This is a genomic window from Streptomyces sp. NRRL S-340 (genome assembly GCF_000720185.1).
In the GTDB taxonomy this organism is placed as follows: Bacteria; Actinomycetota; Actinomycetes; order Streptomycetales; family Streptomycetaceae; genus Streptomyces.
Genome location: NZ_JOIY01000068.1, coordinates 11404 through 34525, shown reverse-complemented (window position 1 = coordinate 34525; position 23122 = coordinate 11404). Strand labels below are relative to the sequence as shown.

The 23122-nt window shown below is 72.8% G+C and carries 17 protein-coding genes and 1 pseudogene; 14 read left to right on the top strand and 4 right to left on the bottom strand.

The annotated features are described in order from the left end of the window. The 5 genes and pseudogenes from IG64_RS39740 to IG64_RS35205 form a co-directional block, all read left to right on the top strand. Positions 1–170, top strand: a pseudogene (locus IG64_RS39740) (4-hydroxy-3-methylbut-2-en-1-yl diphosphate synthase); the annotation flags it as partial. A gap of 30 nt (positions 171–200) precedes the next feature. After that, positions 201–2207, top strand: a complete 2007-nt coding sequence (gene dxs / locus IG64_RS35220; protein ID WP_037864080.1) for a 1-deoxy-D-xylulose-5-phosphate synthase — start codon at positions 201–203, stop codon at positions 2205–2207. Then, positions 2204–3586, top strand: a complete 1383-nt coding sequence (locus tag IG64_RS35215; protein WP_037864078.1) for an aspartate aminotransferase family protein — start codon at positions 2204–2206, stop codon at positions 3584–3586. The genes dxs and IG64_RS35215 overlap by 4 nt, the downstream gene beginning before the upstream one ends. Positions 3587–3674: 88 nt before the next feature. Further along, a complete protein-coding gene (locus IG64_RS35210) occupies positions 3675–4298 on the top strand; it encodes a helix-turn-helix domain-containing protein (RefSeq protein WP_037864076.1) in 624 nt (207 codons plus the stop codon). Beyond that, entirely contained in the window at positions 4295–4414 is a 120-nt protein-coding gene (locus IG64_RS35205) for a DUF6126 family protein (RefSeq protein ID WP_037864074.1), read from the top strand. Before IG64_RS35210 ends, IG64_RS35205 begins: the two co-directional genes overlap by 4 nt. Positions 4415–4511: 97 nt before the next feature. On the opposite strand, the gene IG64_RS35200 is transcribed toward IG64_RS35205, so the two are convergent. Next, a complete protein-coding gene (locus IG64_RS35200; RefSeq protein ID WP_078884396.1) occupies positions 4512–5261 on the bottom strand; it encodes a tyrosine-protein phosphatase in 750 nt (249 codons plus the stop codon). An 84-nt stretch (positions 5262–5345) separates the two neighbouring features. Here IG64_RS35200 and IG64_RS35195 point away from each other — a divergent pair, with 84 nt between their 5' ends. Beyond that, positions 5346–6131 (top strand): SGNH/GDSL hydrolase family protein, encoded by a 786-nt coding sequence (locus IG64_RS35195; protein WP_037864073.1) that lies wholly within the window; start codon positions 5346–5348, stop codon positions 6129–6131. A gap of 114 nt (positions 6132–6245) precedes the next feature. Here the strand turns inward: IG64_RS35195 and IG64_RS35190 are convergent, their stop codons facing one another. Then, positions 6246–6857 carry a TetR family transcriptional regulator C-terminal domain-containing protein gene (locus IG64_RS35190; protein WP_078884395.1) on the bottom strand — a complete coding sequence of 204 codons (612 nt, stop codon included), beginning with the start codon at positions 6855–6857 and terminating at the stop codon, positions 6246–6248. 146 nt (positions 6858–7003) lie between these two features. Here IG64_RS35190 and IG64_RS35185 point away from each other — a divergent pair, with 146 nt between their 5' ends. From IG64_RS35185 to IG64_RS40885, 4 genes are all read left to right on the top strand, one after another. Then, positions 7004–8197: an MBL fold metallo-hydrolase gene (locus IG64_RS35185; protein ID WP_037864070.1), complete on the top strand. Its 1194-nt coding sequence runs from the start codon at positions 7004–7006 to the stop codon at positions 8195–8197. A gap of 317 nt (positions 8198–8514) precedes the next feature. Next, positions 8515–10713: a hypothetical protein gene (locus IG64_RS35180; RefSeq protein ID WP_037864068.1), complete on the top strand. Its 2199-nt coding sequence runs from the start codon at positions 8515–8517 to the stop codon at positions 10711–10713. Next, complete coding sequence (locus IG64_RS35175) at positions 10710–11318, top strand: hypothetical protein (RefSeq protein WP_037864066.1); 609 nt, start codon at positions 10710–10712, stop codon at positions 11316–11318. The genes IG64_RS35180 and IG64_RS35175 overlap by 4 nt, the downstream gene beginning before the upstream one ends. A gap of 32 nt (positions 11319–11350) precedes the next feature. Continuing rightward, complete coding sequence (locus IG64_RS40885) at positions 11351–12868, top strand: fatty acid desaturase (protein WP_158771728.1); 1518 nt, start codon at positions 11351–11353, stop codon at positions 12866–12868. 153 nt (positions 12869–13021) lie between these two features. Here IG64_RS40885 and IG64_RS35165 read toward each other — a convergent pair whose 3' ends face one another. Next, a complete protein-coding gene (locus tag IG64_RS35165; RefSeq protein WP_037864052.1) occupies positions 13022–14119 on the bottom strand; it encodes a vWA domain-containing protein in 1098 nt (365 codons plus the stop codon). Positions 14120–14558: 439 nt separating this feature from the next. On the opposite strand from IG64_RS35165, the gene IG64_RS35160 reads away from it, so the two are divergent. The 3 genes from IG64_RS35160 (at position 14559) to IG64_RS35150 (ending at position 18154) form a co-directional block, all read left to right on the top strand. After that, positions 14559–16190, top strand: coding sequence for an adenosine deaminase family protein (locus tag IG64_RS35160; protein WP_037864049.1), 1632 nt, complete (start codon positions 14559–14561; stop codon positions 16188–16190). Positions 16191–16343: 153 nt separating this feature from the next. After that, positions 16344–17393: a TRM11 family SAM-dependent methyltransferase gene (locus tag IG64_RS35155; protein WP_037864047.1), complete on the top strand. Its 1050-nt coding sequence runs from the start codon at positions 16344–16346 to the stop codon at positions 17391–17393. 128 nt (positions 17394–17521) lie between these two features. Beyond that, positions 17522–18154, top strand: a complete 633-nt coding sequence (locus IG64_RS35150) for a hypothetical protein (protein WP_037864045.1) — start codon at positions 17522–17524, stop codon at positions 18152–18154. Positions 18155–18320: 166 nt separating this feature from the next. On the opposite strand, the gene IG64_RS35145 is transcribed toward IG64_RS35150, so the two are convergent. Then, a complete protein-coding gene (locus IG64_RS35145; protein WP_037864042.1) occupies positions 18321–19844 on the bottom strand; it encodes a chitinase in 1524 nt (507 codons plus the stop codon). Positions 19845–20522: 678 nt separating this feature from the next. Here IG64_RS35145 and IG64_RS42625 point away from each other — a divergent pair. Continuing rightward, entirely contained in the window at positions 20523–23093 is a 2571-nt protein-coding gene (locus IG64_RS42625; RefSeq protein WP_037864039.1) for an ATP-binding protein, read from the top strand. The last annotated feature ends 29 nt before the right edge of the window (positions 23094–23122 follow it).

Below are 23122 nucleotides of genomic sequence, written 5' to 3'. Positions count from 1 at the left end.
GCAAGGGGCAGATCTTCGTCAAGGGCGAGGTCATCAAGACGGTGCCCGAGTCGAAGATCGTGGAGACCCTGATCGAAGAGGCGATGAAGCTCGCCGAGCGGATGGAGGAGGACGGCGTCGCGGCAGACGCCCCCGCCGCCACGGGAACACCGACCGTGACGGTGAGTTGACGTACGGCACGGACCGAGAGGGGGCCGAGCGTGACCATTCTGGAGAACATCCGGGGACCACGCGACCTGAAGGCGCTGTCCGAGGCGGAACTCGGCGAACTGTCCGAGGAGATACGTGACTTCCTGGTGCAGGCGGTGGCCAGGACCGGCGGTCATCTCGGGCCCAACCTGGGGGTGGTGGAACTCACCGTCGCCCTGCACCGGGTCTTCGATTCACCGGTGGACCGCATCCTGTGGGACACCGGCCACCAGAGTTACGTCCACAAGATGCTGACGGGGCGTCAGGACTTCTCCAAGCTGCGGAGCAAGGGCGGCCTGTCCGGGTACCCCTCCCGCGAGGAGTCCGAGCACGACGTCATCGAGAACAGCCACGCCTCCACCGCGCTCGGCTGGGCCGACGGCCTCGCCAAGGCGCGGCAGGTACGAGGCGGCGAGGGGCATGTCGTCGCCGTCATCGGGGACGGCGCGCTGACCGGCGGCATGGCCTGGGAGGCGCTCAACAACATCGCCGCCGCCCGCGACCGGCCGCTGATCATCGTCGTCAACGACAACGAGCGCTCCTACGCGCCGACCATCGGCGGCCTCGCCAACCACCTGGCCGCCCTGCGCACCACCGACGGCTACGAGAAGGTCCTGGCCTGGGGCAAGGACGTGCTCCAGCGCACACCCGTCGTCGGCGGCACCCTCTACGAGTCGCTGCACGGCGCGAAGAAGGGCTTCAAGGACGCCTTCGCGCCGCAGGGCATGTTCGAGGACCTGGGCCTGAAGTACCTCGGCCCGATCGACGGCCACGACCTGCGCGCCCTGGAGTCGGCGCTGCGCCGCGCCAAACGCTTCCACGGGCCGGTCCTCGTGCACTGCCTCACCGAGAAGGGCCGCGGCTACGGGCCGGCCCTCGCCAACGAGGAGGACCACTTCCACACCGTCGGCGCGATGGACCCGCTGACCTGCGCGCCCCTCGTCCCGTCCGGCGGCCCGTCCTGGACCTCGGTGTTCGGCGAGGAGATCGTCAGGATCGGTGAGGAACGCGACGACGTCGTGGCGATCACGGCCGCCATGCTGCACCCGGTGGGCCTCGGCAAGTTCGCCGAGCGGTTCCCCGACCGGGTGTGGGACGTCGGCATCGCCGAGCAGCACGCCGCGGTCTCGGCGGCAGGCCTGGCCACCGGCGGCCTGCACCCGGTCGTCGCCGTCTACGCCACCTTCCTCAACCGCGCCTTCGACCAGCTGCTCATGGACGTGGCCCTGCACCGCTGCGGCGTCACCTTCGTGCTGGACCGCGCCGGGGTGACCGGTGTGGACGGCGCCTCCCACAACGGCATGTGGGACATGTCCGTCCTCCAGGTCGTGCCCGGGCTGAGGATCGCCGCGCCGCGCGACGCCGACCAGTTGCGCGCCCAGTTGCGCGAGGCGGTCGCCGTGGACGACGCGCCGACGCTGGTGCGCTTCCCGAAGGAGTCGGTGGGCCCGGAGATCCCGGCCGTCGACCGGGTGGGCGGCATGGACGTGCTGCACCGGGCGGAGCGGCCCGAGGTGCTGCTGGTGGCCGTCGGCGTGATGGCGCCGGTGTGCCTGCGGGCCGCCGAGCTGCTCCGGGCGCGCGGCATCGGCTGCACCGTCGTCGACCCGCGCTGGGTCAAGCCCGTCGACCCGGCGCTGCCCGGTCTGGCCGCCGGGCACCGGCTGGTGGCCGTGGTCGAGGACAACAGCCGCGCCGCAGGCGTCGGCTCCGCGGTGGCGCTGGCCCTGGGCGACGCCGAAGTGGACGTACCGGTGCGGCGGTTCGGCATCCCGGAGCAGTTCCTCGCGCACGCCAAGCGCGCGGAGGTGCTGGCCGACATCGGGCTGACCCCGGTCGAGGTGGCCGGCCGGATCAGCGCGAGCCTGGCCGCCCAGGAGCAGGCCGGGACCGTACCGGCCACGACCGGGACCGTACCGGCGGTGACCGGGACCGTACCGGCGCAGCAACCCGCCGCGGCCGGCGAGGCCGCCGGCGCGGCCGGGGACGTCATGGCAGTCAAGGAGAAAACTGAATGACCACGGAGTTCGACCTCGGCGCCCTCCTGGCCGAGCGCGGCGCCGAGCGCTACGAGCTGCACAGCAAGCACCTGAACCACCAGCTGCCGCGCATGCTGCACACCATCGGTTTCGACAAGGTCTACGAACGGGCCGAGGGCGCGCACTTCTGGGACGCCGACGGCAACGACTACCTGGACATGCTCGCCGGGTTCGGGGTGATGGGCCTCGGCCGGCACCACCCCGTCGTCCGCAGGGCCCTGCACGACGTGCTGGACGCCCAGCTCGCCGACCTCACCCGCTTCGACTGCCAGCCGCTGCCCGGCCTGCTGGCGGAGCGGCTGCTCACGCACAGTCCGCACCTGGACCGGGTGTTCTTCGGCAACAGCGGCACCGAGGCGGTGGAGACCGCGCTCAAGTTCGCCCGCCGCGCCACCGGGAAACCCCGCGTCCTGCACTGCGAGCACGCCTTCCACGGGCTGACCACCGGCTCGCTGTCCGTGAACGGCGAGGAGGGCTTCCGGGACGGCTTCGCCCCGCTGCTGCCCGACACCGCCGTCCCGCTCGGCGACCTCGACGCGCTCGCCCGCGAGCTGAAGAAGGGCGACGTGGCCGCCCTGATCGTGGAGCCGATCCAGGGCAAGGGCGTGCACGAGACACCGCCCGGCTACCTGCGGGCCGCGCAGGAGCTGCTGCACAAGCACAAGGCCCTGCTCATCGCCGACGAGGTGCAGACCGGCCTCGGCCGCACCGGCGACTTCTACGCCTACCAGCACGAGGACGGCGTCGAGCCGGACCTGGTGTGCGTGGCCAAGGCCCTGTCGGGCGGCTACGTCCCGGTGAGCGCGACCCTCGGCAAGGACTGGATCTTCAAGAAGGTCTACTCCTCCATCGACCGGGTCCTGGTGCACTCGGCGAGCTTCGGCTCCAACGCCCAGGCCATGGCGGCGGGCCTCGCCGTCCTGTCCGTCATGGAGAACGAGCAGATCGTCGCCAACGCGCGGGCCACCGGCGACCTGCTCAGGTCCCGCCTGGCGGCGCTGACCGACAAGTACGAACTGCTCGCCGACGTCCGCGGCCGGGGCCTGATGATCGGCATCGAGTTCGGCAGGCCCAAGTCGCTGAAGCTGCGCGGCCGGTGGACCATGCTCCAGGCGGCCCGCAAGGGCCTGTTCGCGCAGATGGTGGTCGTCCCGCTGCTCCAGCGCCACCGGATCCTCACCCAGGTCTCCGGTGACCACCTGGAGGTGATCAAGCTGATCCCGCCGCTCATCATCGGCGAGCAGGACGTCGACCGGTTCGTGGACGCCTTCACCGCCGTGATGGACGACGCGCACGGCGGCGGACTCATGTGGGACTTCGGAAAGACGCTGGTCAAGCAGGCGGTGGCCAACCGGTAGACGCTCCGGAGAACGGCGGCGCCCTGCTGTGGTTTGCCTCTGAGGCAAGAAATTTGCCCCAGGGGCAAGCCTGCGGCTGAATGGAGGCATGAGCACTCCCGAGTCCGGGCCACCGGCGGGACAGGCCGAGAACCTGCCCGCCGTGGCGCCCCAGCTGCGCGCGCTCCGCCGCCGAGCCTCCCTCACCCTGGAGGCCGCGGCCGGCGCCGCCGGGCTGTCGCCCGCACACCTCTCCCGCCTGGAGACGGGACAGCGCCAGCCCTCACTCCCGATGCTGCTGGCACTCGCCCGTATCTACGGTACGACCGTCTCGGAACTGCTCGGCGAGACCGTCGCCGAACGGGACGCGATCGTCCGCGGCGCGGACATGGAACCCACCAGGGCCGGCGGCTGGACCTACTACCAGGCCGGTTCCTCCGGGCGTGGCATGCAGACCCTGCGGGTGCGCGTGCCGCACGGCTCCCAGGGCGACATCGTACGGGTCCACCCCGGCGAGGAGTGGCTGTACGTCCTCAAGGGGCGGCTGCGGCTGCGCCTGGGCGACACCACGCACCTGCTCGCCCCCGGGGACAGCGCGCACTTCGACTCGCTGACGCCGCACCGCATCGCCGCCGAGGACCCCGACGGGCTCGAGCTGCTCTTCGTCCACACCCTGCTGCAGAGTCCCACGGCCGCGCTGTGCCTGGGCCCCCACACCGGAGAGATGCCATGACCGACATGGAGGAGAAGTTCCCGCGTGCCCTCTGGGTCCGGCTGATCATCTACATCGCCGTCGGACACCTCTTCGCCGCCTTCGTCTGGCTGCTGTTCGAGGTCGGCGCCAAGTGACGCGGCCCGCCGCACGCCACCGGACGCGGAGCTCGGGCGACACCGCGAGCGTGCGCGCCGGGCGTCGCGGGCCGGACGCCCGTCCCGTCCTGGGCCCTCAGTCCAGCAGTCGCTCCCGCAGCCGCTGCCTGGTCCCGGGGTCGAGCCGCAGCCCCCGCTCCAGGTAGGCGTCGACCCCGCCCCAGGTCTCCTCGATGGTCTCCAGGGCCGCCGTCAGGTACTCGACGCGCGCCTCGAACAGCGGGCTGAGCAGTTCCATGACCTCGGGGGAGTAGGCCGAGGCGGACGAGCCGCTGCGGCGCACCTTGTAGCGGCGGTGCCGGGCGTTGGACTCCAGGTAGTCCGCGGTGATCGCCTCCCGCTCCACGCCCAGGGCGAGCAGCGTCACGGCGATCGACAGTCCGGCCCGGTCCTTGCCCGCGGCGCAGTGCATCAGGGCCGGGAGGCTGTCCTCGGCGAGCGCGTGCAGTACCTGGGAGTGCTCGGCGGTGCGCTGCGTGACGATGGTGCGGTAGGAGGCGATCATCCGGGCCGCGCCCTTGCCGTCGTCCAGGATCGCCCGCAACTGGTCGAGGTCGCCGTCGCGGACCATCTTCCAGAACTCGGCGCCGTCGGCCGGGTCGCTCAGCGGCATGCTCACGTTGCGCACGCCGGGCAGCTCGACGTCCGGCCCCTCCAGCTTCTTGTCGGCCGCGTGGCGGAAGTCGAAGACGGTGTGCGGGGCGGGCCGTCGGTGCCCGCCGCCGAGAACCCCGTTCTCCTCCCTCGGCCCGCCGCGCGCTTCCCGCGCCGCCCGTATTCCCGTGCGGGAGATGATGTTGAAGTGGCCTTTCTCACCGACCGTCAACCCCTGCCTACGGTCGCGTAGGTCACATCGGAAGGTGAATCATGGGCCGACGTGGCAGACGATTCGAAGAGTGACAGCAGATCAGTGATCGGGTCGTACGTGGCGGTGGGGGACAGCTTCACCGAAGGCGTCGGCGACCCCGGCCCCGACGGGGCGTTCGTCGGCTGGGCCGACCGGTTCGCCGTCCTGCTCGCCGACCGGCGACCCGAGGGCGACTTCCGGTACACGAACCTCGCCGTGCGCGGGAAGCTGCTCGACCAGATCGTGGCGGACCAGGTGCCGCGGGCCGTGGAGCTGGCCCCCGACCTGGTCTCCTTCTGCGCGGGCGGCAACGACATCATCCGTCCCGGCACCGATCCGGACGACGTGGCCGAGCGGTTCGAGAAGGCGGTCGCCCGGCTCGCCTCCGCGGCCGGGACCGTGATGGTCACCACCGGCTTCGACACCCGCGGCGTGCCCGTGCTCAAGCATCTGCGCGGCAAGATCGCGACGTACAACGGGCATGTGCGGGCCATCGCCGACCGGTACGGCTGCCCGGTGCTCGACCTGTGGTCCCTGAAGACCGTGCAGGACCGCCGGGCCTGGGACCACGACCGGCTGCACCTGTCTCCCGAGGGGCACACCCGCGTGGCGCTGCGGGCCGGCCAGGTCCTCGGCGTCGACGTCCCGGCCGACCCGGAGCAGCCGTGGCCGCCGCTGCCGCCGCGCGGCACCCTGGACATCCGCCGCGACGACGTCCACTGGGCCCGCGAGTACCTGGTCCCGTGGATCGGCCGCCGGCTGCGCGGTCAGTCCTCGGGGGACGACGTGACGGCCAAGGGCACCCTGTCCCCGGACGACATCAGGACGCGGATCGCGTCGGTGGCCTGACGGACTCGCCGGCCGCTTCCCGGGAGTGCCGTTCCAGGGGGCGCGCGCCTGCCGGGCCGCGTCAGGGGCTGTGCGTCCGCAGGGGCGGGAGGGGCCGGGGCGTGCGGTGGGCGGTCAGCGTGCCGCGGTGGTCAACGCCCGCCGCTCCACGTTCAGTTCGCGGGCCAGGGCCTCGTCGACCCACTCCAGGGCGCGGTTGCGGGAGACCGTACCGCCGTAGCAGGTCAGCTGGACGGCGAGGCCGTCCAGCAGGGCCGTCAGGCGCAGGGCCGTGCCCCCGGGGTCCGGGCAGCGGAACTCGCCGGCGGCCACCCCCTGGGCCACGACCTCGGTGAGGGCCGCCTTCCACTGCCGGTCGAGGTCACGGGCCACCTTTCGCAGGGCCGGCTCCCGCAGCGCCGCGGCCCACCCCTCGATCCACAGCCGCCAGCCCTTGGCATTGCCGGTGGGCGCGTACCAGCGCAGCGCGGCGCGCAGCCGGCGCAGCGCCGTGGTGCGCCGGCCGAGCAGCGCGCGCAGGTGCGCGAGGTCGTCCTCGGCCGCGCGGGCGAACGCGGCGGCCACGAGGTTCTCCTTGGTGGAGAAGTGATAGAGCACCAGCGCGTTGCTCACGCCGAGCACCGCGGCCACGTCGGCGATCCGCACGGCCGCCACACCCCGTGCCTCGATCTGGCCGATGGCGGCCCGCAGCAACTCCTCGCGCCGCTCCGCCACGCTCAACCGCATTCTCGCCACGCGGTCACCCTAATGGGTCTTGCCGTGCGGGCAAGGTGTGTGCCCGGCGGGCTGCCCGTCCCGGCCCCCGGGCGGCCGGTGCGCCGCCCGGCGGCCCTCCATAATGGAAAACCTGACCGACCCCACCTGGAGGTAACGTGGCCGGCTTCCGTCCCTCGAGTTCCGGGCTGAGTGCCCTGCGGCCCGAGGCCTTCGGTGTGGATCCCGGCGGTGCGCGCATGGCGCGGATCCGCCGGTCCCCCCACTTCAAGGACGGCGTCTTCCAAAATCCCGGAGGCGAGGCACGGACGCGGCCGTCGGGCTCGCCGTGGGACTTCGCCAAGCTCTACTTCGACAAGGAGCAGCGCGTACGCCGCTCCCCGCTGGGTGACATCCCGGTGCACGCCACCACCTACGCGGACCTGGCCCGCCCCGCGGCCACCGGACTGCGGGTGACGTGGCTGGGGCACTCCAGCGTCCTCGTGGAGATCGACGGGCACCGGGTGCTCTTCGACCCCGTGTGGGGCGAGCGCTGCTCCCCGTTCCCCTTCGCGGGCCCGCGCCGGCTGCACCCGGTGCCCCTGCCGCTGGCCGCGCTCGGCCGGGTCGACGTGGTGGTCATCTCCCACGACCACTACGACCACCTGGACATGCCCACGATCAAGGCGCTGGCGGCCACGGACACCCTCTTCGCCGTGCCGCTCGGCGTCGGCGCCCACCTCGAACACTGGGGCGTCCCGGCCGGCCGCCTGCGCGAACTGGACTGGCACGAGGCGACCGAGGTCGGCGGACTCACCCTGACCGCGACCCCCGCCCGGCACTTCTGCGGCCGGGGCCTGCGCAACACCCAGCACACCCTGTGGGCCTCCTGGGCCGTCGCGGGCGACGAGCACCGCGTCTACCACAGCGGTGACACCGGCTACTTCGACGGGTTCGAGGACATCGGCGCCGACCACGGCCCCTTCGACGTCACGATGATCCAGCTCGGCGCCTACGCGGAGTTCTGGCCCGACATCCACATGACCCCCGCCGAAGCGGTACGGGCGCACCTGGACCTCCAGGGGGGCGCCCCGGGCGGTGTGCTGCTGCCGATCCACTGGGGCACCTTCAACCTGGCGCCGCACCCGTGGGCGGAGCCGGGGGAGTGGACGAAGGACGCGGCCGGGGAGGCCGGCCAGGCGGTGGCGTTCCCGCGGCCGGGTGAGCCGTTCGAGCCGGCGGGGGAGCTGCCGGGCGAGGCGTGGTGGCGGGCGGTGTCCCAGCCGATCGCGCACCCGTGGCGCCGTCCCCGGATCGCTCGGGGCGTCGCGGAGACGAGCAAGGGCGACCTGGACCTCGCGGGCGAGAGGTGACGTCGGCCGGGGACGGGCCCGGTGACGGCGTCCGCGCTTGCCGGGTCGTCGTCCGCATCCGGGGCCGAGCCGTCCGAGGGTGAGGAGCGCCCGGGCGGTGTCCGTCGGCTTCGGGCGCAGGCCGTCGGAACGTTGTGCGGGAACCTGGGACAAGCGTCACGAGAAGGAGGAAACTGGCCGAGGGATGCCACGGGAGCCATGCGGCCGTGGCGGATGGGCCATGGCTTGGGGGGCGACGGTTCATGCGGATCACGGTGGTCGTCAGTGGGATGCACAGCGGACCGAATCCGTCGCCCGGGCTGGGAATCGCGCGGTCCTTGAAGCTGGCCGACGCGGACGTGCGGGTGGTCGGTCTGGACTACTCCGCCGCCAGTTCGGGACTGCACGACCCGACGCTCGACGAGGTCGTGCTGCTGCCCGGGTGGGACGAGATCCATCTGGAGACGTGGACGGAGCAGGTCGCGGAACTGGTCGCGGCGCCCGACACGTTCCTCATTCCTGCCCTCGACCTCGAAGTGCGCCTGCTCGCCCAGTACCTGGGCGTGCAGGAGCGCGTACTCGCGCCGAACAAACGCGCGCTCGACACGGTGACGAAGCCACCGAAGGCGGTGGCGCAGGCTCTGGGGCTGAGCCTGCCGGATTCCTCCGCAGACACGGACCGGGACGCGGTCGAGCGGTTCATCCGCCACAGTCCGCACGGCGCCTGGGTCAAGGGGCAGCACTATGAGGCGTTCCGGGTCCGGGGCGTCGAGGAGGCACTCGCGGCCGGGCGCTTCGTCGAACGCGAGTGGGGCGGCGACTGGCACCTCGAGGCGCACGTGCCCGGCCAGGAATGCGGCATCGCCTTCGTGGCGCGCAGCGGCGTGCTCCTCGACGCCGTTCTCATGACGAAGGCGATCCTCACACCGGAGGGGAAGACCTGGTCCGGGGAGATCGCCGAACTGCCGGAGCGGCTGTGGGAGAAGCTGCGCGCCTACACGGCCGAGGTCGGGTGGAACGGCGGCGGGGAGATCGAGACCATCCGCACCTGGGAGGGCGACATGGTCCTCATGGAGGTCAACCCCCGCTTCCCCGCCTGGATCCACGGCGCCAGCACCTGCGGCGCGAACCTGCCGGCCGCTCTGGTCACCGAGCGGGGCAGACCCGGCGACCGCCGTCTCGCACCCGGCTTCACGCGTGTCGTCGAGGAGATCGCGGTAGCTTCCGAGCTGGGGATCTCCTCCTTCCCCTGGGGGCCCAGCGGCGGGATCGACCCCGCGACCAAGCACCCGTCGGGCATGCGCGGACTCGGCCGCAGGAACCTGCTCGAACCCACGGTCGCGCGCAGGCCGGCACCGGTCACCCCCGCACACCGCGCGCCGGACCCACGCCCCCGCGAGGACGTCCCCTCCCTGACCCGCTACGAGACCGTGCTGGAGGCGCCGTCCGAGGAGCGGGCGACCCCGTCACGGCAGATCCTGACACCGCTCTTCGACGAGCGGGTGGCGGCGCTGCGCGCGCGCTTCGCCGATCTCCCGCACACCGTGCTCGCGCACAGCATCAAGACGTGCCCGCATCCGGAGCTGCTCTCCCGCGCCGCCGAGCACGGCCTGGCCGCCGAGGCGATCACCCTGGACGAGCTGGACGTCGCGGTCGGCCACGGCTTCGATCCCGGCCGTACCCTCCTGAACGGACCGGCGAAATGGTGGCCCGCCCGGGCCGAGGTGCGCTGCGGCGCCTTCTTCGCCGACTCGGTCGAGGAGCTCGCTCACCTGGTCCGCTCCCTGGACGCCGGACTGCGGCTCACCGCGGATGTCGTCGGCGTACGCGTGTCGGCCCCCGGCGTGCCCAGCCGCTTCGGGATCTCCTTCGACAACAGCGCCGATCTGGCCCGGACGGCCGCGCTGGTCGGCGAGCTGCGCGGACGGCTCGACGCCCGGTGGGGCGTGCATTTCCACCAGGCGGAGAGCGTGCTGGGCCCCCACCGGTGGCGGCACGAGGCAGCCGCCGCTCTCGCCTCGGCCGGCCCGCTCGCCGACCGGCTGGGCGATCCACCGGCCGTCGTCGACCTGGGGGGCGGATGGCACGTCGACGACCTGCCCGCCGTGCGCCTGTCCGTCGACCACGTGCTCAAGACCGTCCCGGACCGCCTGCGGGCCCCGGACACCGTGCTCGTGCTGGAGCCGGGCAAGCTCCTCACACAGCCGGCGGCCGCCGTCGTCACCCGGGTCCTGCTGGCCAGGGGCCGCGGCCCGGGGCGGGAGGTCGTCGTGGACGCCGCCCTCGGCGACATACCGGAGGCCCGCTACCGGGCGCATCCCGTCGCCCGTTTCACCGGAGGGGAGTGGCGGCCGGTGGCCCGCGGAACGGGACGGGTCCTCGGGCGGTCCTGCATGGAGAACGACATCCTCGCCGAGCAGGTGGACGCCGGTTCCCTGGCGGAGGGGGACTTCCTGGCGTTCGGCATGTGCGGTGCCTACGACCTGTCCATGGCCTATCCCTTCGGGCGCGGCCGCGCCGCGGGATCACTGTCGTGAGCGGCGGCCCGCGGCGTTCGCCGGGACCCGTCTTCGGCCCCGGGGACCGACGGCGCATCGACTCGATCGGGCTGTCCCGGATCTCCCACCACGGCGACCTCTGCTGCGGCGAAGCACGGAGCTTCATCCTGCGGCGCTTCGACCGCTGGGCCGACACGGGCTCCCGGCTGGCCGCGATACCGCTGGTCGTCGGCTGGGGACCCACCCGGTGGCCGGTCCACTGGTGCCGGCTCGCCCAGCCGGACGAGCTGGTCGGCGACTGCGGCGTCCACGCGGACCTGGCGGGCGAGCTGCTCACCCTGGCCGGTGTGCCGTACGCACGGGGACGCGCGGCGCTCCGGCCGGCCGTCCGCGCCGCCGCGCACTGGCGGTCGACGTGGTCGGAGTCCGACGCGGACGGCACCTGGATCGGTGACGACGTGGTGCACCACGAGGTGCTCCGCATCGGAGGGCGCTGGTGGGACCCGACCGAGGCGCGGTGGTTCGCCGGACCGGGATCGCATGTTCTCGCCGGGCAGGTGGTGGCCGTCCGAGAGGAAGGAGCGGACTGGCAGCAGGCCGCGGAGGAGCAGCGGGACGGGCGGGACGCGGAGTCCGGCCCGTGAAGGGCCGGGACGGACCGGGCAGGGGGTCGGGCGTGAAGAAGGCCGCGGGGCTCGCTGTGGTCTGCGCCGGAGTGGTCGTCACCTTTCCCCTCCTGATCCTCATCGAACTGATCGGCCGGTACGACCGCTTCTCCTACGGTCGGCACGCCCCGGTCATCAGAAGATTCCTCCCGTGGCGCCTCACCACGTACCTCGCTCCCCTTCTGCCGCTCTACGCCCTCGTGCCGCCGTACGTTCTCGGTCTCGCGCACTCGTGGCCGGGCGGTGGACCGCTGCGGGCAGTGGTGTGGGCGGCCCTGGCCGTCCCGGCGCTCGCCCTCGCGGAGGTCTACTCCGTCTGCCTGCACCGCGAGGCCTACATCGCCGCCTTCGAGCCGTGGTCCCTGGCCGCGGGCTACGCGCCGCTCGGCGCCCCGCCCCGGCGCTTCGCCGATCGCCGGCTGCAGCACCTGGCCCGGGTACAGCTCCTCCACTGCGTGCCGCTCGTCCTCGCCGCGTCGACCGTCGGTCCGGCCACCGGCCTGCTGAGCTGCGTCACGCTCTTCCTGTTCCTGATCAAATACCTGGCTCCGGCGTGGATCGACTTCGAGGCGTACTTCCACTGGGACATGCACTGCCAGGTGCTCGACCTTCGCGGCCGCCCCCTGCTGACAGCCTTCTGGCGGGCTCTTTCGGACTGGGTCATGGGTCCGATGATCGGCTCGCTTCCGCGGCTCTACGCGACCGAGCACATCGTGATCCACCACCCGGAGAACGCGGGCCCCGATGACATCCACTCACCTCTGCCGTATGACCGTTCCAGGGTGCTGGAGTTCTGCGTCTTCGGGCTGAAGACCTGCTTCATCCTGCTGACCTCGGGAAAGGTCGCGTTCCACCGGCGCTGCCGAGGCTCCCGGAAAGCGCTGCTCGTCCTCGGCGTCACCGCTTTCTGGGCCGTCACCGCGTACCTGGTCGTCATGGACCGGTTCCTCGGCTACTGGCTGATCGGGACGGCGCTGTACCGGGCGGTCAACACCGCCAAGGCCCAGTACGTCTGGCACGGTCTCAGCGATCCGGCCGATCCCCGTCACCCCAAGGCCAGTACCATCCTGTGGCTGCCGCGGGAGCACCTGGTCGCGGCCCTGGACGGCGACCCCACCCACGCCCAGGGCGCGGAACCCGCCACGGAGGTCCCCTCGTTCGGCACGGACTGGGCCTTCTACGACAACTACCACCTGATCCACCACCTGAACCCGCGCGCCCACTTCACCGAGTACCCGGAACTCCTGCGGCGCACGGTTCCGGGACTGCTCGACTGGGGCTGTGTGGTCATGCGCCTGAGCGCCTACGACACCTTCGTCCTCGACTGCTGGTCCGGAAACTTCGAACGCGTCGCCCAGAGCCTCGTCACGCCGATGGACAAGGACCTGCGTCCGGCTTTCATCCGCGAAGGGCTCGCCCCTCTGCCGGGCCGTCGCAGCTACAGCGCAGCCCTCTGCGAAGGGCGCGTGGGGCGAGCGGTCGACTCCGCTCTGGTGCGGGGACTGCTGCTGGTCGCGCCGCCCGCCTGAACGGTCCCGGAGAGGCGGCGGAGGTGAACGGCGCCGGGAGCCTCCGCGCGCCCGGGCCACCCGTCCCCGGGCCGCGGCCCCCGGACCGGACGGCGCCCCGGCACGGATCCCCCGCGCCGGCCGCGCCCTCCCGCCCGGGGAGATCCGTGCCTCCTACAGGAGCACGAGCAGTCTGGTCCCCGGGACCAGCTTCCGGTTGACCGAGGTCGACTGGACGAACACGGTGTACGCCGCGTTGCTCCCGGGGGTCACCGTGACCTCCGTCTGCGGCAGGCCGAGGAGCTGCCGGGCCGCGGGACCGGTGAAGACCTTCCCGGTCGTCCGGCCGGTGGCGGGGTCCTTCTCCGCCACGGCGATCTTCTTGCCGGCCTGGATCTTCTCCCGCTTGGACAGCTCGTAGAAGGCGCAGCCGGTCCGGTACGGGTGCCCGGCACCGGTGACGAAGTCACGGATCGACGTCTGCCGGTCCACCGGGATCAGCACGTACCTGCCGGCGTCGAGGGACCGGAGGCTGGACTTCACGTCGCCCGTGCTCAGGTCCTGCCCCACCGCGAAGAGGTTCCTGGTTCCGCGCACGCCCTGCTCGCGGTCGCGCAGGAACCTCGTGGCGGCCGACTTGACGGTGCCGATCGCCTCTTCGACGCCCTGGGCCGAGTCGGCGTCCCAGATCGAGATGTTGCCCGTCGGAAAGCCGTACTGCTGGGCGGTGCGCTTGGCCAGGGAGTTCGGCACCATGATGGCCGAGGTCCAGTGACCGGGGAGGCCGTTCATCTTCCGGGTGATCCGGTCGCGCCAGGCGTCGAGGACGACGCGGCCGTCGGGAAGGTGGTCGTGGCGCGAGCCCGTGGTGTCCGCGCCGGACGCGTTCTCCTCGCCGTCGGTCACGACGACCTGGAGGAAGCTGTGCTCGCCGTACTCCTCCCATATGTGGCCGAGGTCGTCCAGCGCCTTGACGGACGCCTGGATCAGCGCGGTCGCGCCGTTCTCCACCGTGTACAGGCCGCGCATGGACGGCAGGTGCTTCACGTCCATGTCCCAGACCAGGTTCTCCACCAGGTGGTCGAAGGCGTAGAGACTGATCCGGGTCTCGTGGCCGAGCCGGTCGGACTCCTCCTGCAACCCCTTCACGAACTCGTCCACCACGCGGATGAGCTGCTCCGAATGGCCCCGCATCGAACCGGACTTGTCGATGACGAGAGCGACGTGGTTCACGAAGTGCTTCTCGAGGCGGTCCTTCACCGTTGCGCTCATCGCGTCGGTCCCCTTCCCTTCGTCTCCTCCGCGGGCCGCGTGCGGTGCCCTGCGGGGAAGCGGCTTCCTCCGTGGAGGCGTGCCTGTCGGTGTCTCGGCCTGGTCAAGTCGTCGGGCGCCTGCGTGAACCGGTGACGAACGGTCGCCGCGCACAGCACGGAACGCCCTCCTCCGCCGGTGGACGTCGCATGCCGGGCTCGCGCAACCCGGCCGGGAATCCGGTCCGTTCGGATGGTGGTTCCACACTACGGAGCACCACTGACAACGCCGGGGGACCGCGATCGCGGACGCCTTCCGGCACGGCGCACAGAGGAAGTACGGTCCGCGCCCCGAAGGGGCGGGCCGCGGGAGGGCGCGCACCCGCCGCCCCGTCACCCTGTCGAGTGGATCTCCGCGCGCTCGCCGGACCCGGGCCGCCCGGGCTCGTGATGATGCAGGCGTGAATACCGAACCCACCCGGTCCGGGCGCCGACGCAGGAGCCTGGTCACGTCAGGTCTCGTGTGCCTCACGGCGCTGTCCACCCTCGCCGCGTCCCCGGCCTCGCCCGCCGTGGCCCACCCGCTGCCCGCCCAGGCCGGCGGCGGCACCGCGGCCGTACGGCCGCCCACGACCCCGGCGGAGGCCGCCACCGACGCGTACCTGCGCTCGATCCGGCGCGACCCCGAGGCGCTGCGCCGCTTCTTCGAGCGCATGCCCAAGGGCGGCGACCTGCACAACCACCTCTCCGGCGCGGTCACCACGGAGTACCTCATCGAACTGGCCGCCGAGGACGGGCTGTGCGTGGAGACCGCGACCATGACGGCCAGGACCCCGCCCTGCGGCCCGGGCACCCGCCCCGCCGCCGACGCCCGCACCGACAAGGCCTTCCGCGACGCGATCGTGCGCGCCTGGTCCATGCAGGACTTCCCGCCCGGCGGCAACGGCCACGACCACTTCTTCGACACCTTCGGCAAGTTCGGCGAGGTGTCCTGGCGGCACCGCGGCAAGCTGCTCGCCGACGTGGCCGACCACGCGGCCGCCCAGAACCAGTTCTACCTGGAGACCATGGTCACCCCCGCCTCGGAGAGCGCGAAGAAGCTCGCCGACCAGGTCGGCTGGGACGACGACCTGGCCGCCCTGCACCGCAGGCTCGCGGCGGGCGGCGGACTCGACCGGCTGGTGGCCGAGGCGAGCAAGGAGACCGACGACTCCGACGCCGAGTTCCGCACCACCGAGCACTGCGGCACCACCGCGGCACGGCCCGGCTGCGCGCTGACCGTACGCTGGATCTCCCAGGTCTCGCGCGGCAGTTCACCGGCGCGGGTCTTCACCCAGATGGCCCTCGGCATGCGCCTGGCCGAGCGCGACCACCGCTACGTCGCGGTCAACCTGGTCCAGCCCGAGGACTGGGACAGCTCCCTGCGCAACTACAGCCTGCAGATGCGCATGCTCAAGTACCTGCGCGGCGTCTACCCGCACGCGCACCTCACCCTCCACGCCGGGGAACTGTGGCCGGGCCTGGTCAAGCCCGAGGACCTGAAGTTCCACATCAAGGAGGCGGTGGACGTCGCCGGTGCCGAACGCATCGGCCACGGAGTCGACCTGGTCCACGAGGACGACTGGCAGCGCACCGCCCGCACCATGGCCGCCCGGGAGACCGCCGTCGAGGTGCCCTTCTCCAGCAACGCCCAGATCCTCGGCGTCAAGGGCGCCGACCACCCCTTCGGCACCTACCGCCGCTACGGCGTACCGGTCGTCCTCGCCACCGACGACCCCGGCGTGAGCCGCATCGACATCACCCACGAGTACGCGTACGCCGCCCGGACCTACGCGCTGGGCTACGCGGAGCTGAAGAACCTGGCGCGCGCCTCCCTGGAGTACGCCTTCGCACCGGGCGCGAGCCTGTGGCGGGGCAACCCCACACGCTCCGGGTACGTGGCCGCGGCCGCCTGCCGCGGCACCCGGCCGGGCGTCGACCGGCCTGCCGCCGCCTGCCGCCGCCTGCTGGACTCCAGCCTGAAGGCCCGCCTCGAGTGGCGGCAGGAGACCGCCTTCCACCGCTTCGAGCACGCCGTCGCCCCCCGCGGCTGACCGCGTCCGCCCGGGCCGGCGCCCCCACGCCGGCCCGGGCGGCTCGGGTAAAGTCGGTGCGTCACCGACCGGCTCCGAGCAGGGCCGCACCCCGGGCGTCAGTACCACCGCGGCCGTCGCCGGAAGCCACTCGAAAGCAGGATCCGAAAGCACATGAGCAGGTACGGGTTTCTCGTCTCGCCCTCGCACAACCGCGTGTACGCCCGCTCCGCGCCCGACCTGGCCATGGCGGAACTCCGGGCGTTCGGCGAGACCGTGATCGACGGCGGTGTCCATGACGTCGCCGTCACCGAGATCGGCGGCGTGCCCTACGTCACCTTCACCGCCGAGCCGCTGTCGGACACCGCGGTCCGCCTGCTGTCGAACCTGTCCTCGCTGTACGCCCTCTTCGCCGTCGAGCAGCCGGACGTGCTGCGCCCGGTCGTCAAGAAGCCCCTCGACCTGTTCAGCAGCGACCTGCTCACCATCCAGAAGTACGCGGGCAAGACGAACGAGGACTTCACCAGGCTCCTGGTGAACGTGACCGCGCTGGCGACGGACACGCCGGGCGGGCTGCTGACCGGGCGGCTGCGCCTGTTCGACCCGATGTGCGGCCGCGGCACCACGCTCAACCAGGCGGTCATGTACGGCATGGACGCCAGCGGGCTGGACATCGACCCCAAGGACTTCGACGCCTACTCGGCGTTCTTCCGCACCTGGCTGAAGAACAGCAGGCTCAAGCACCACGCCGAGACCGGGACCGTCCGCCGCAACAAGGCGACCCTGGGACGGCGGTTGCAGGTCAGTCTCGGGGCGTCCAAGGAGCTGTACCGCGAGGGCAGCACCATCGACGTCACGGTGGTCAACGCGGACACGCTCGCAAGCGGCGATTTCTTCCGCCGCGGCGAGTTCGACCTGATCGTCACCGACGCCCCGTACGGCGTGCAGCACGGCAGCCGTCCGCACGGCGGCGGCAACGCGGGACGGCTGTCGCGCAGCCCCGTCGACCTGCTGGCCGCGGCCGTCCCGGTGTGGGAGCCCCTGCTGCGGCCCGGCGGCGCCATCGGCATCTCCTGGAACACGCTGGTGGCCGGGCGGGATCAACTGGCCGGGATCCTCGCCGGCCACGGGTTCACCGTCCGCGACTCCGAGGCGTACCGGGGCTTCGTCCACCGGGTGGACCAGGCGATCAACCGGGACGTCATCGTGGCCCGCAAGGACTGAGAGCCGCGAACAGAGGTGGGCTCCGGCGGGTGCGGGTGTCACCGGGCCGGCGGCGGCCGGGTCGCGCGCCGCGTGGTCTGCGCCGACGATGAGGGCAGGACTCCTCCCACCCACCCGAAGGACGGGCCATGCATCTCCCGCCTCGCGCAGGCCTCGCCGGGCCGCGCCCCATCGCCCTGGCGGTGGCCGTACTGACCTGCACGCTGGCGGCCGGCACGCTGACCGGATGCGGTGGCGGCAACGGCAACGGCTCGGGGTCCGGACGCACCCCGAGCACGCCGGACACGGCCTCCTTCTCCGCCGGGACGCTGCCCTCCGCGCTCGCCTCGTCCGCGTCGGCGGCGGTCTCCTCCGCCCGCGCGTCGGCCTCGGCGGCGGCGTCCTCCGCCGAGGCGCGCGCCTCCGCGTTCGAGGCGTCGGTGTCGGCGGACACCGCCCGCTCCGCCGCGGCGGCCGAGAAGGAACTGAAGGGCGTGCACGGCAGGGGCAACGCCGTCTCCGAGGTCGGTGTGACCGGACTGCCCAAGGACCGCACCGGAGGGGTGCTCGCCGTCCTGGTCACCATCACCAACAAGACCGACCGCAAGGCGTCGTACGCCGTTCAGATCGACTTCGTCGACGCCGGCGGGAAGGTGGCCGAGACCCGGTACGTCGGGGCGCAGGACCTGGAACCGGGCAAGAAGGTGCAGCCGATCGCCTTCAGCCGCCGGTCGGAGGAGGAGAAGCTGACGGCACGCCTGACGAAGGCCCAGCGGTACTGATCCGGCAAAGGCCCGGCGGTGCTCGTCCGGCGGAGGCCCGGCGGTGCTGGTCTCGCTCAGGCCCGGCGCTGCTGAGAGCAGTGGTGCGCGCGAGTGGCCCGGGGGCCGCGCCCGTTCGGGGGCGGACTCCGGGCCACTCGGCTCATGTGCGGGGCCGGGGGAGGGATCAGCAGGCGCCGAGGTCCTGCCAGACGCCCCACTCGCCGGTGGTGCCGGGCTCCTCGCCCGTCGTCCACCACTTGGCCTTCCAGTTGTGGCCCTTGTACGAGACCTGCTGGCCGCCGGTGTACACCGCGGACCTGGACCACGGGGCGGCGGTGCACTGGTTGCCGTTGCCGCCGGTGACGGTCAGGGCGTACGTCGCCGAGTGGCTTCCGGAGGCGCTGGAACCGGTGACGGTGAGGGTGTAGGTGCCCGAGACCGCGGCCGAGGTGGTGGCGAGGGTCAGCGTCGCGGATCCGCCCGCCGTGACCGAGGCCGGGCTGAGCGAGGCGGTGACGCCCGCGGGGGCGCCGCTGACGCTCAGGGCGACCGTCTGCGCCTTGCCCTTGGTCACGGCCGTCTTCACCGTGGCGGTGGTGGACTGGCCCGCCGTCACGGTCCCGGAGGATGAGCCGAGCGCCACCGAGAAGTCGTCGGCCGGGGCGGTGCTGCCGCTGGTGAACGGCTCGAAGATGTGGGAGAAGTCCCAGGTGTTCTGCTGGATGCCCGAGCAGTTGTCGGCGGCGGCGCCGCCCGCGCAACCGCCGTTGTCGCGCTGGAGCGCCCAGAAGGACAGCATGTTGATGCCCTTGGAGACGGCCCAGTTGTAGACCGTCGTGGCGTTGGCCAGGCTGAAGGTCTCGGCCGGTCCGAAGTCGTCGACGCCCGGCATCTCGGTGATGCCGACCATGCTCCACAGCTGCGCGGAGGTCTTGTCCGGGTAGAGCTGGGCGAGCGTGTCGACCAGGCCCTGGGCGGCGGTCTGGGTGTCCTTCGCCATGTCGTGGGACTGGTTGTCGTAGTAGTCGAACGTCATGAGGTTGACGACGTCGACCCGGGTGCCGTTGCTCACCGCGTTCTGCAGCAGCTTGACGCCGTTGTCGGCCGGGCCGTGCGTGGTGGTCGGCACGGTGTAGGAGAACTCCACCTTGCGCCCGTTGGCCGCCGCCCAGTCCTGGACCAGCTTGATCGCCTTGTTGCGGCGGTCGATGGCGGCGGCGTTGTCGATGGAGTCGGCCTCGATGTCCATGTCGAGCCGCGAGATGTCGTAGGTCGTGATGACCTTCTCGTACGCGGCGGCGATCTGCTGGACGTCGGTGCAGCTGTCGGCGATCTCGGTGCCCGTGGTGTCGGCCGTGTAGCCGCCGAAGGACGGGATGACGTCCCCGCCGTTGGCCTGGATCGTCTTGATGTCGCTGCCGAAGGTCGAGGAGGAGACCGGCATGCCGCTGTCGCCGTTCCAGTACGGCGTGCAGGAGCCCTTGGAGGCGGTCTGGAGGAACGCCATCGTCAGGTGTTTGGCACCGGACTGGGCGGCCAGGGCGGCCGGGCTCTCGCCGGTCCAGGCCTCGAAGTAGGGGGCGAAGACGTGGGCGGGCAGCGGTGTCGCCGCCTGTGCCGTGCCGGTGCCCGTCAGGGCGAGGCCGACCGAGGCCGCCGTGGTGACGGCCGCGGTGAGGACCGCGCGGAAGGAACGCATGAGTCTCATGTCAGTCCCGGTGTGAGGAGGTGGGGAGTTCGCCGATTCCCGTACGGAGGAGAGGAGTTGATGCGTATGGGATAGCGCCCGCTCACCGGGCGGGTCAATGGTCTGGACCAAAATGGGACTAGACCAATCCGGTGGGTTTACGGTCCTCAGCCTGAACAGGGCCCGCCGCGGCCGACTGGACCACGGCCGGCCCCTGCGGCACGGCACCGGGCGGCCGGCGGTGCCTGGCCCCGGGTGTCGCGGTCGGGCCGCCACGGCTCGGCGGTCGGGTGGCCGGCGGTGCATGGTCTGGGTGTCGCGGGCGGGCATCACGGTCCGGGTGTCGCGGTCCGGCCGTGATGGTCCGGCGTGCTGCGGTCGGCGGCGCCACGCCCCGGGCGCTGCGGTTCGGGCGACACGGGCGGCGACACGGGCGGCGTCACGGATCGGCCGTCGAGGACAGGGCGTCGCGATACCGGGTTTTCGGTCTGCCGTACGACGCCTCATACCAGAGCGGGACGCTCCCCGGGGGATTTCGCCGACTGCTCATCGCACATGATGCATTGGTGACTACTGTGAGTGTCCGCCGGACGACGTAGAGGCGCTCTCCATGGCCTGGCCGACCGGCACAGCGATGGCGCATGCCCGCTCGCGCCCCCGCGCGAGCCCCCAGGCCCGACGGACCAGTACGAGGAACAGATGTCTCACCTCCGCGCACCGGCCGCCCGTGCAGACCGCCGTGAGGGCGGACGGCACGGGCGGCCGGTCGCCCACCCCGTCCCCTCGCTGCCCGAGACCCGCATACGGCCCCAACTGCTGCGCCTCGCGGTGCTGCCGCCGGTCGCGGTGGCACTCGGCGCGGGCGCGGCCGTGCTCTTCACGGTGCGCTCCACCGGCGCACGGCCCGGTCCCGCCCTGTGGGCGGTGCTCGCGGGGGCGCTGGCGGTGACGCTCGCGGGCATCGCGGCCGCCGCCGTCGCCGCCGGGCGTGCGGCCAGGTCCGTGCACGAGCGCCTCGACGCGCTGCGCCGCAGCACCGTGCGCCGCGAAGCCGATCTGCACGCGCTCGTCGACTCCCTGCGGCACGGCGAAGCCCCGCCGCAGCGCAAACCGCGCGGCGGTCCGCCCGCCGACGCCGACGAGTTCGAGCTGCTCGCCGCTGACCTGGCCCGCGCCCACGAGGGCGCGGTCACCGCCGTCGTGCAGGCCGCCCAGCTCTCCAGCCAGGCGGGCAGCGAACAGAAGCTGGAGGTCTTCGTCAACCTCGCCCGGCGCCTCCAGTCCCTGGTGCACCGCGAGATCTCCATCCTCGACGAGCTGGAGAACGAGATCGAGGACCCTGAGCTGCTCAAGGGTCTCTTCCACGTCGACCACCTCGCCACCCGCATCCGCCGCCACGCCGAGAACCTCGCCGTCCTCGGCGGTGCCGTGTCCCGCCGCCAGTGGAGCCGTCCCGTCTCCATGACCGAGGTGCTGCGCTCCGCCATCGCCGAGGTCGAGCAGTACTCGCGGGTCAAGCTCGTCCCGCCGATCGACGGCCGGCTGCGCGGCCACGCCGTCGCCGACGTCATCCATCTGCTGGCCGAACTCGTCGAGAACGCCACGGTGTTCTCGGCACCGCACACCCAGGTCCTGCTGCGCGCGGGCCTCGTGACCTCCGGGCTCGCCGTGGAGGTGGAGGACCGGGGCCTGGGCATGCCGGTCGGCGAGCAGGTGCGGATGAACGCCCTGCTGGCCGACCCGGACCAGGTCAACGTGGCCAGCCTGCTCGCGGACGGCCGTATCGGGCTGTTCGTGGTGTCCCAGCTCGCCCGGCGGCACGGGATCACCGTCCGGCTGCAGACCAACATCTACGGCGGTGTGCAGGCCGTGCTCGTGGTGCCGCAGGCACTGCTCGGGGCGGAGACCGGGCCGGGAGAGGCGGGGGCCGGGTCAGCGGGGTCGGCACTCGCCGCTCCGGGCGGCGGGGCCGGGGTCCGGCCGGGTGCGCACGTTCCCCGGGAAACGGAGACGCGAGCCGGTGCCGAAAGGCCCCCGGGTGCGGACGTTCCAACGGAGGCCGAGGCGCGAACGGACGCGGCGAGCGGAGTGCCCCAGGCTCCGGTACCGCCGCCGTACCCGGCCGTCTCCGCCGCGCACCCCGCCGACGCGCACCCCGCACCGTCCGGACACGAGACCGCCCTGGCCGTCGTACCGCCCGGGCACGACACTTCGGCGGCCTCGGTACCGTCGGGGCGGGACGGCAGCGGGGCCTCCGTGCCTTTCGGGCGCGACGCCCTGGCGGTCCCCGCGCCCTTCGGACATGACGGCCTGGCGGCCTCGGTACCTGCCGGGCGGGACGGCAGCGGGGCCTCCGTGCCTTCCGGACGCGACGCCCTGGCGGTCCCCGCGCCCTTCGGACATGACGGCCTGGCGGCCTCGGTACCTGCCGGGCGGGACGGCAGCGGGACCTCCGTGCCTTCCGGACGCGACGCCCTCGCGGACAGCGCGCCCTGCGGGCAGGACGGCGGCAGCCCGACCGCCGTACCGCCCGGGCAGGAGGGTTCAGTGATCCCCGCGCCGGCCGGGCAGAGCGAACACCCGCGTTCGGTCCTCCCCTCCCCGGCCGACGGCACTTCCGCGGCCGGGCCCTATGCCCCGCCCGGCGGGGGCGGGCCGGCGCCCCTGCCGCGACGCGGCGCCGGGCACGGGCGGGCGAATCCGTCGGAGGCGGTGCCCGGCATCCGCCCCGAGGACCGGGCCGCCGTCGCCGAACACGCGGGAACCCTGCCCGTTCCGCGCGGGGACGGCATGGTGCGCGGCACCATGGACCGGCCGCCCCAGCTGCCCCGGCGCCGCGCGCAGCAGCACCTCGTGCCCCAGTTGCGCGGCGGCCCGGCGGCGCCCCGGCAGGACAGCGAGGACGTCGCGGGCCACGACCCCGGTCTGATGGCCGCCTTCCAGCGCGGTATCGTGCTCGCCGAGACCCAGCAACGCCGGGCTCCGTTCCTGCCGGACGCGGTTTCCCCGGCCGGTCCCGGCCTCCCGTCCGCCGCGGCCTCCCCGGAGCCCTGGGTCTCCCCGGACCTGCGTGGGCCCGCGCCGACGGGTGAGCACGCACCGCACGCTGCCCCCGCGGACGCGGAACCGGACGTGCCACCCGGCCCGGGCCTCGCGCCGCCCCCGGACGCGGGTCCGTCACAGGCCGCGTCACCGCTCCCGCCGTCACCGGCACAGCCGCGGCCCGCGGCCCCGGTCGTACGCCACGACGGGAGCGCACCCGCCGGATGACCACCCCTGCCGTCGCGGCCACCCCCGCA

What these genes read in the sequence shown, in the direction of transcription:
- IG64_RS35215 (WP_037864078.1), top strand. Translation starts at nt 2,204, where the DNA reads ATGACCACGGAGTTCGACCTCGGCGCCCTCCTGGCCGAGCGCGGCGCC.
- IG64_RS35210 (WP_037864076.1), top strand. Translation starts at nt 3,675, where the DNA reads ATGAGCACTCCCGAGTCCGGGCCACCGGCGGGACAGGCCGAGAACCTG.
- IG64_RS35205 (WP_037864074.1), top strand. Translation starts at nt 4,295, where the DNA reads ATGACCGACATGGAGGAGAAGTTCCCGCGTGCCCTCTGGGTCCGGCTG.
- IG64_RS35190 (WP_078884395.1), bottom strand. Translation starts at nt 6,857, where the DNA reads ATGCGGTTGAGCGTGGCGGAGCGGCGCGAGGAGTTGCTGCGGGCCGCC.
- IG64_RS35165 (WP_037864052.1), bottom strand. Translation starts at nt 14,119, where the DNA reads ATGAGCGCAACGGTGAAGGACCGCCTCGAGAAGCACTTCGTGAACCAC.
- IG64_RS35155 (WP_037864047.1), top strand. Translation starts at nt 16,344, where the DNA reads ATGAGCAGGTACGGGTTTCTCGTCTCGCCCTCGCACAACCGCGTGTAC.
- IG64_RS35150 (WP_037864045.1), top strand. Translation starts at nt 17,522, where the DNA reads ATGCATCTCCCGCCTCGCGCAGGCCTCGCCGGGCCGCGCCCCATCGCC.
- IG64_RS35145 (WP_037864042.1), bottom strand. Translation starts at nt 19,844, where the DNA reads ATGAGACTCATGCGTTCCTTCCGCGCGGTCCTCACCGCGGCCGTCACC.
- IG64_RS42625 (WP_037864039.1), top strand. Translation starts at nt 20,523, where the DNA reads ATGTCTCACCTCCGCGCACCGGCCGCCCGTGCAGACCGCCGTGAGGGC.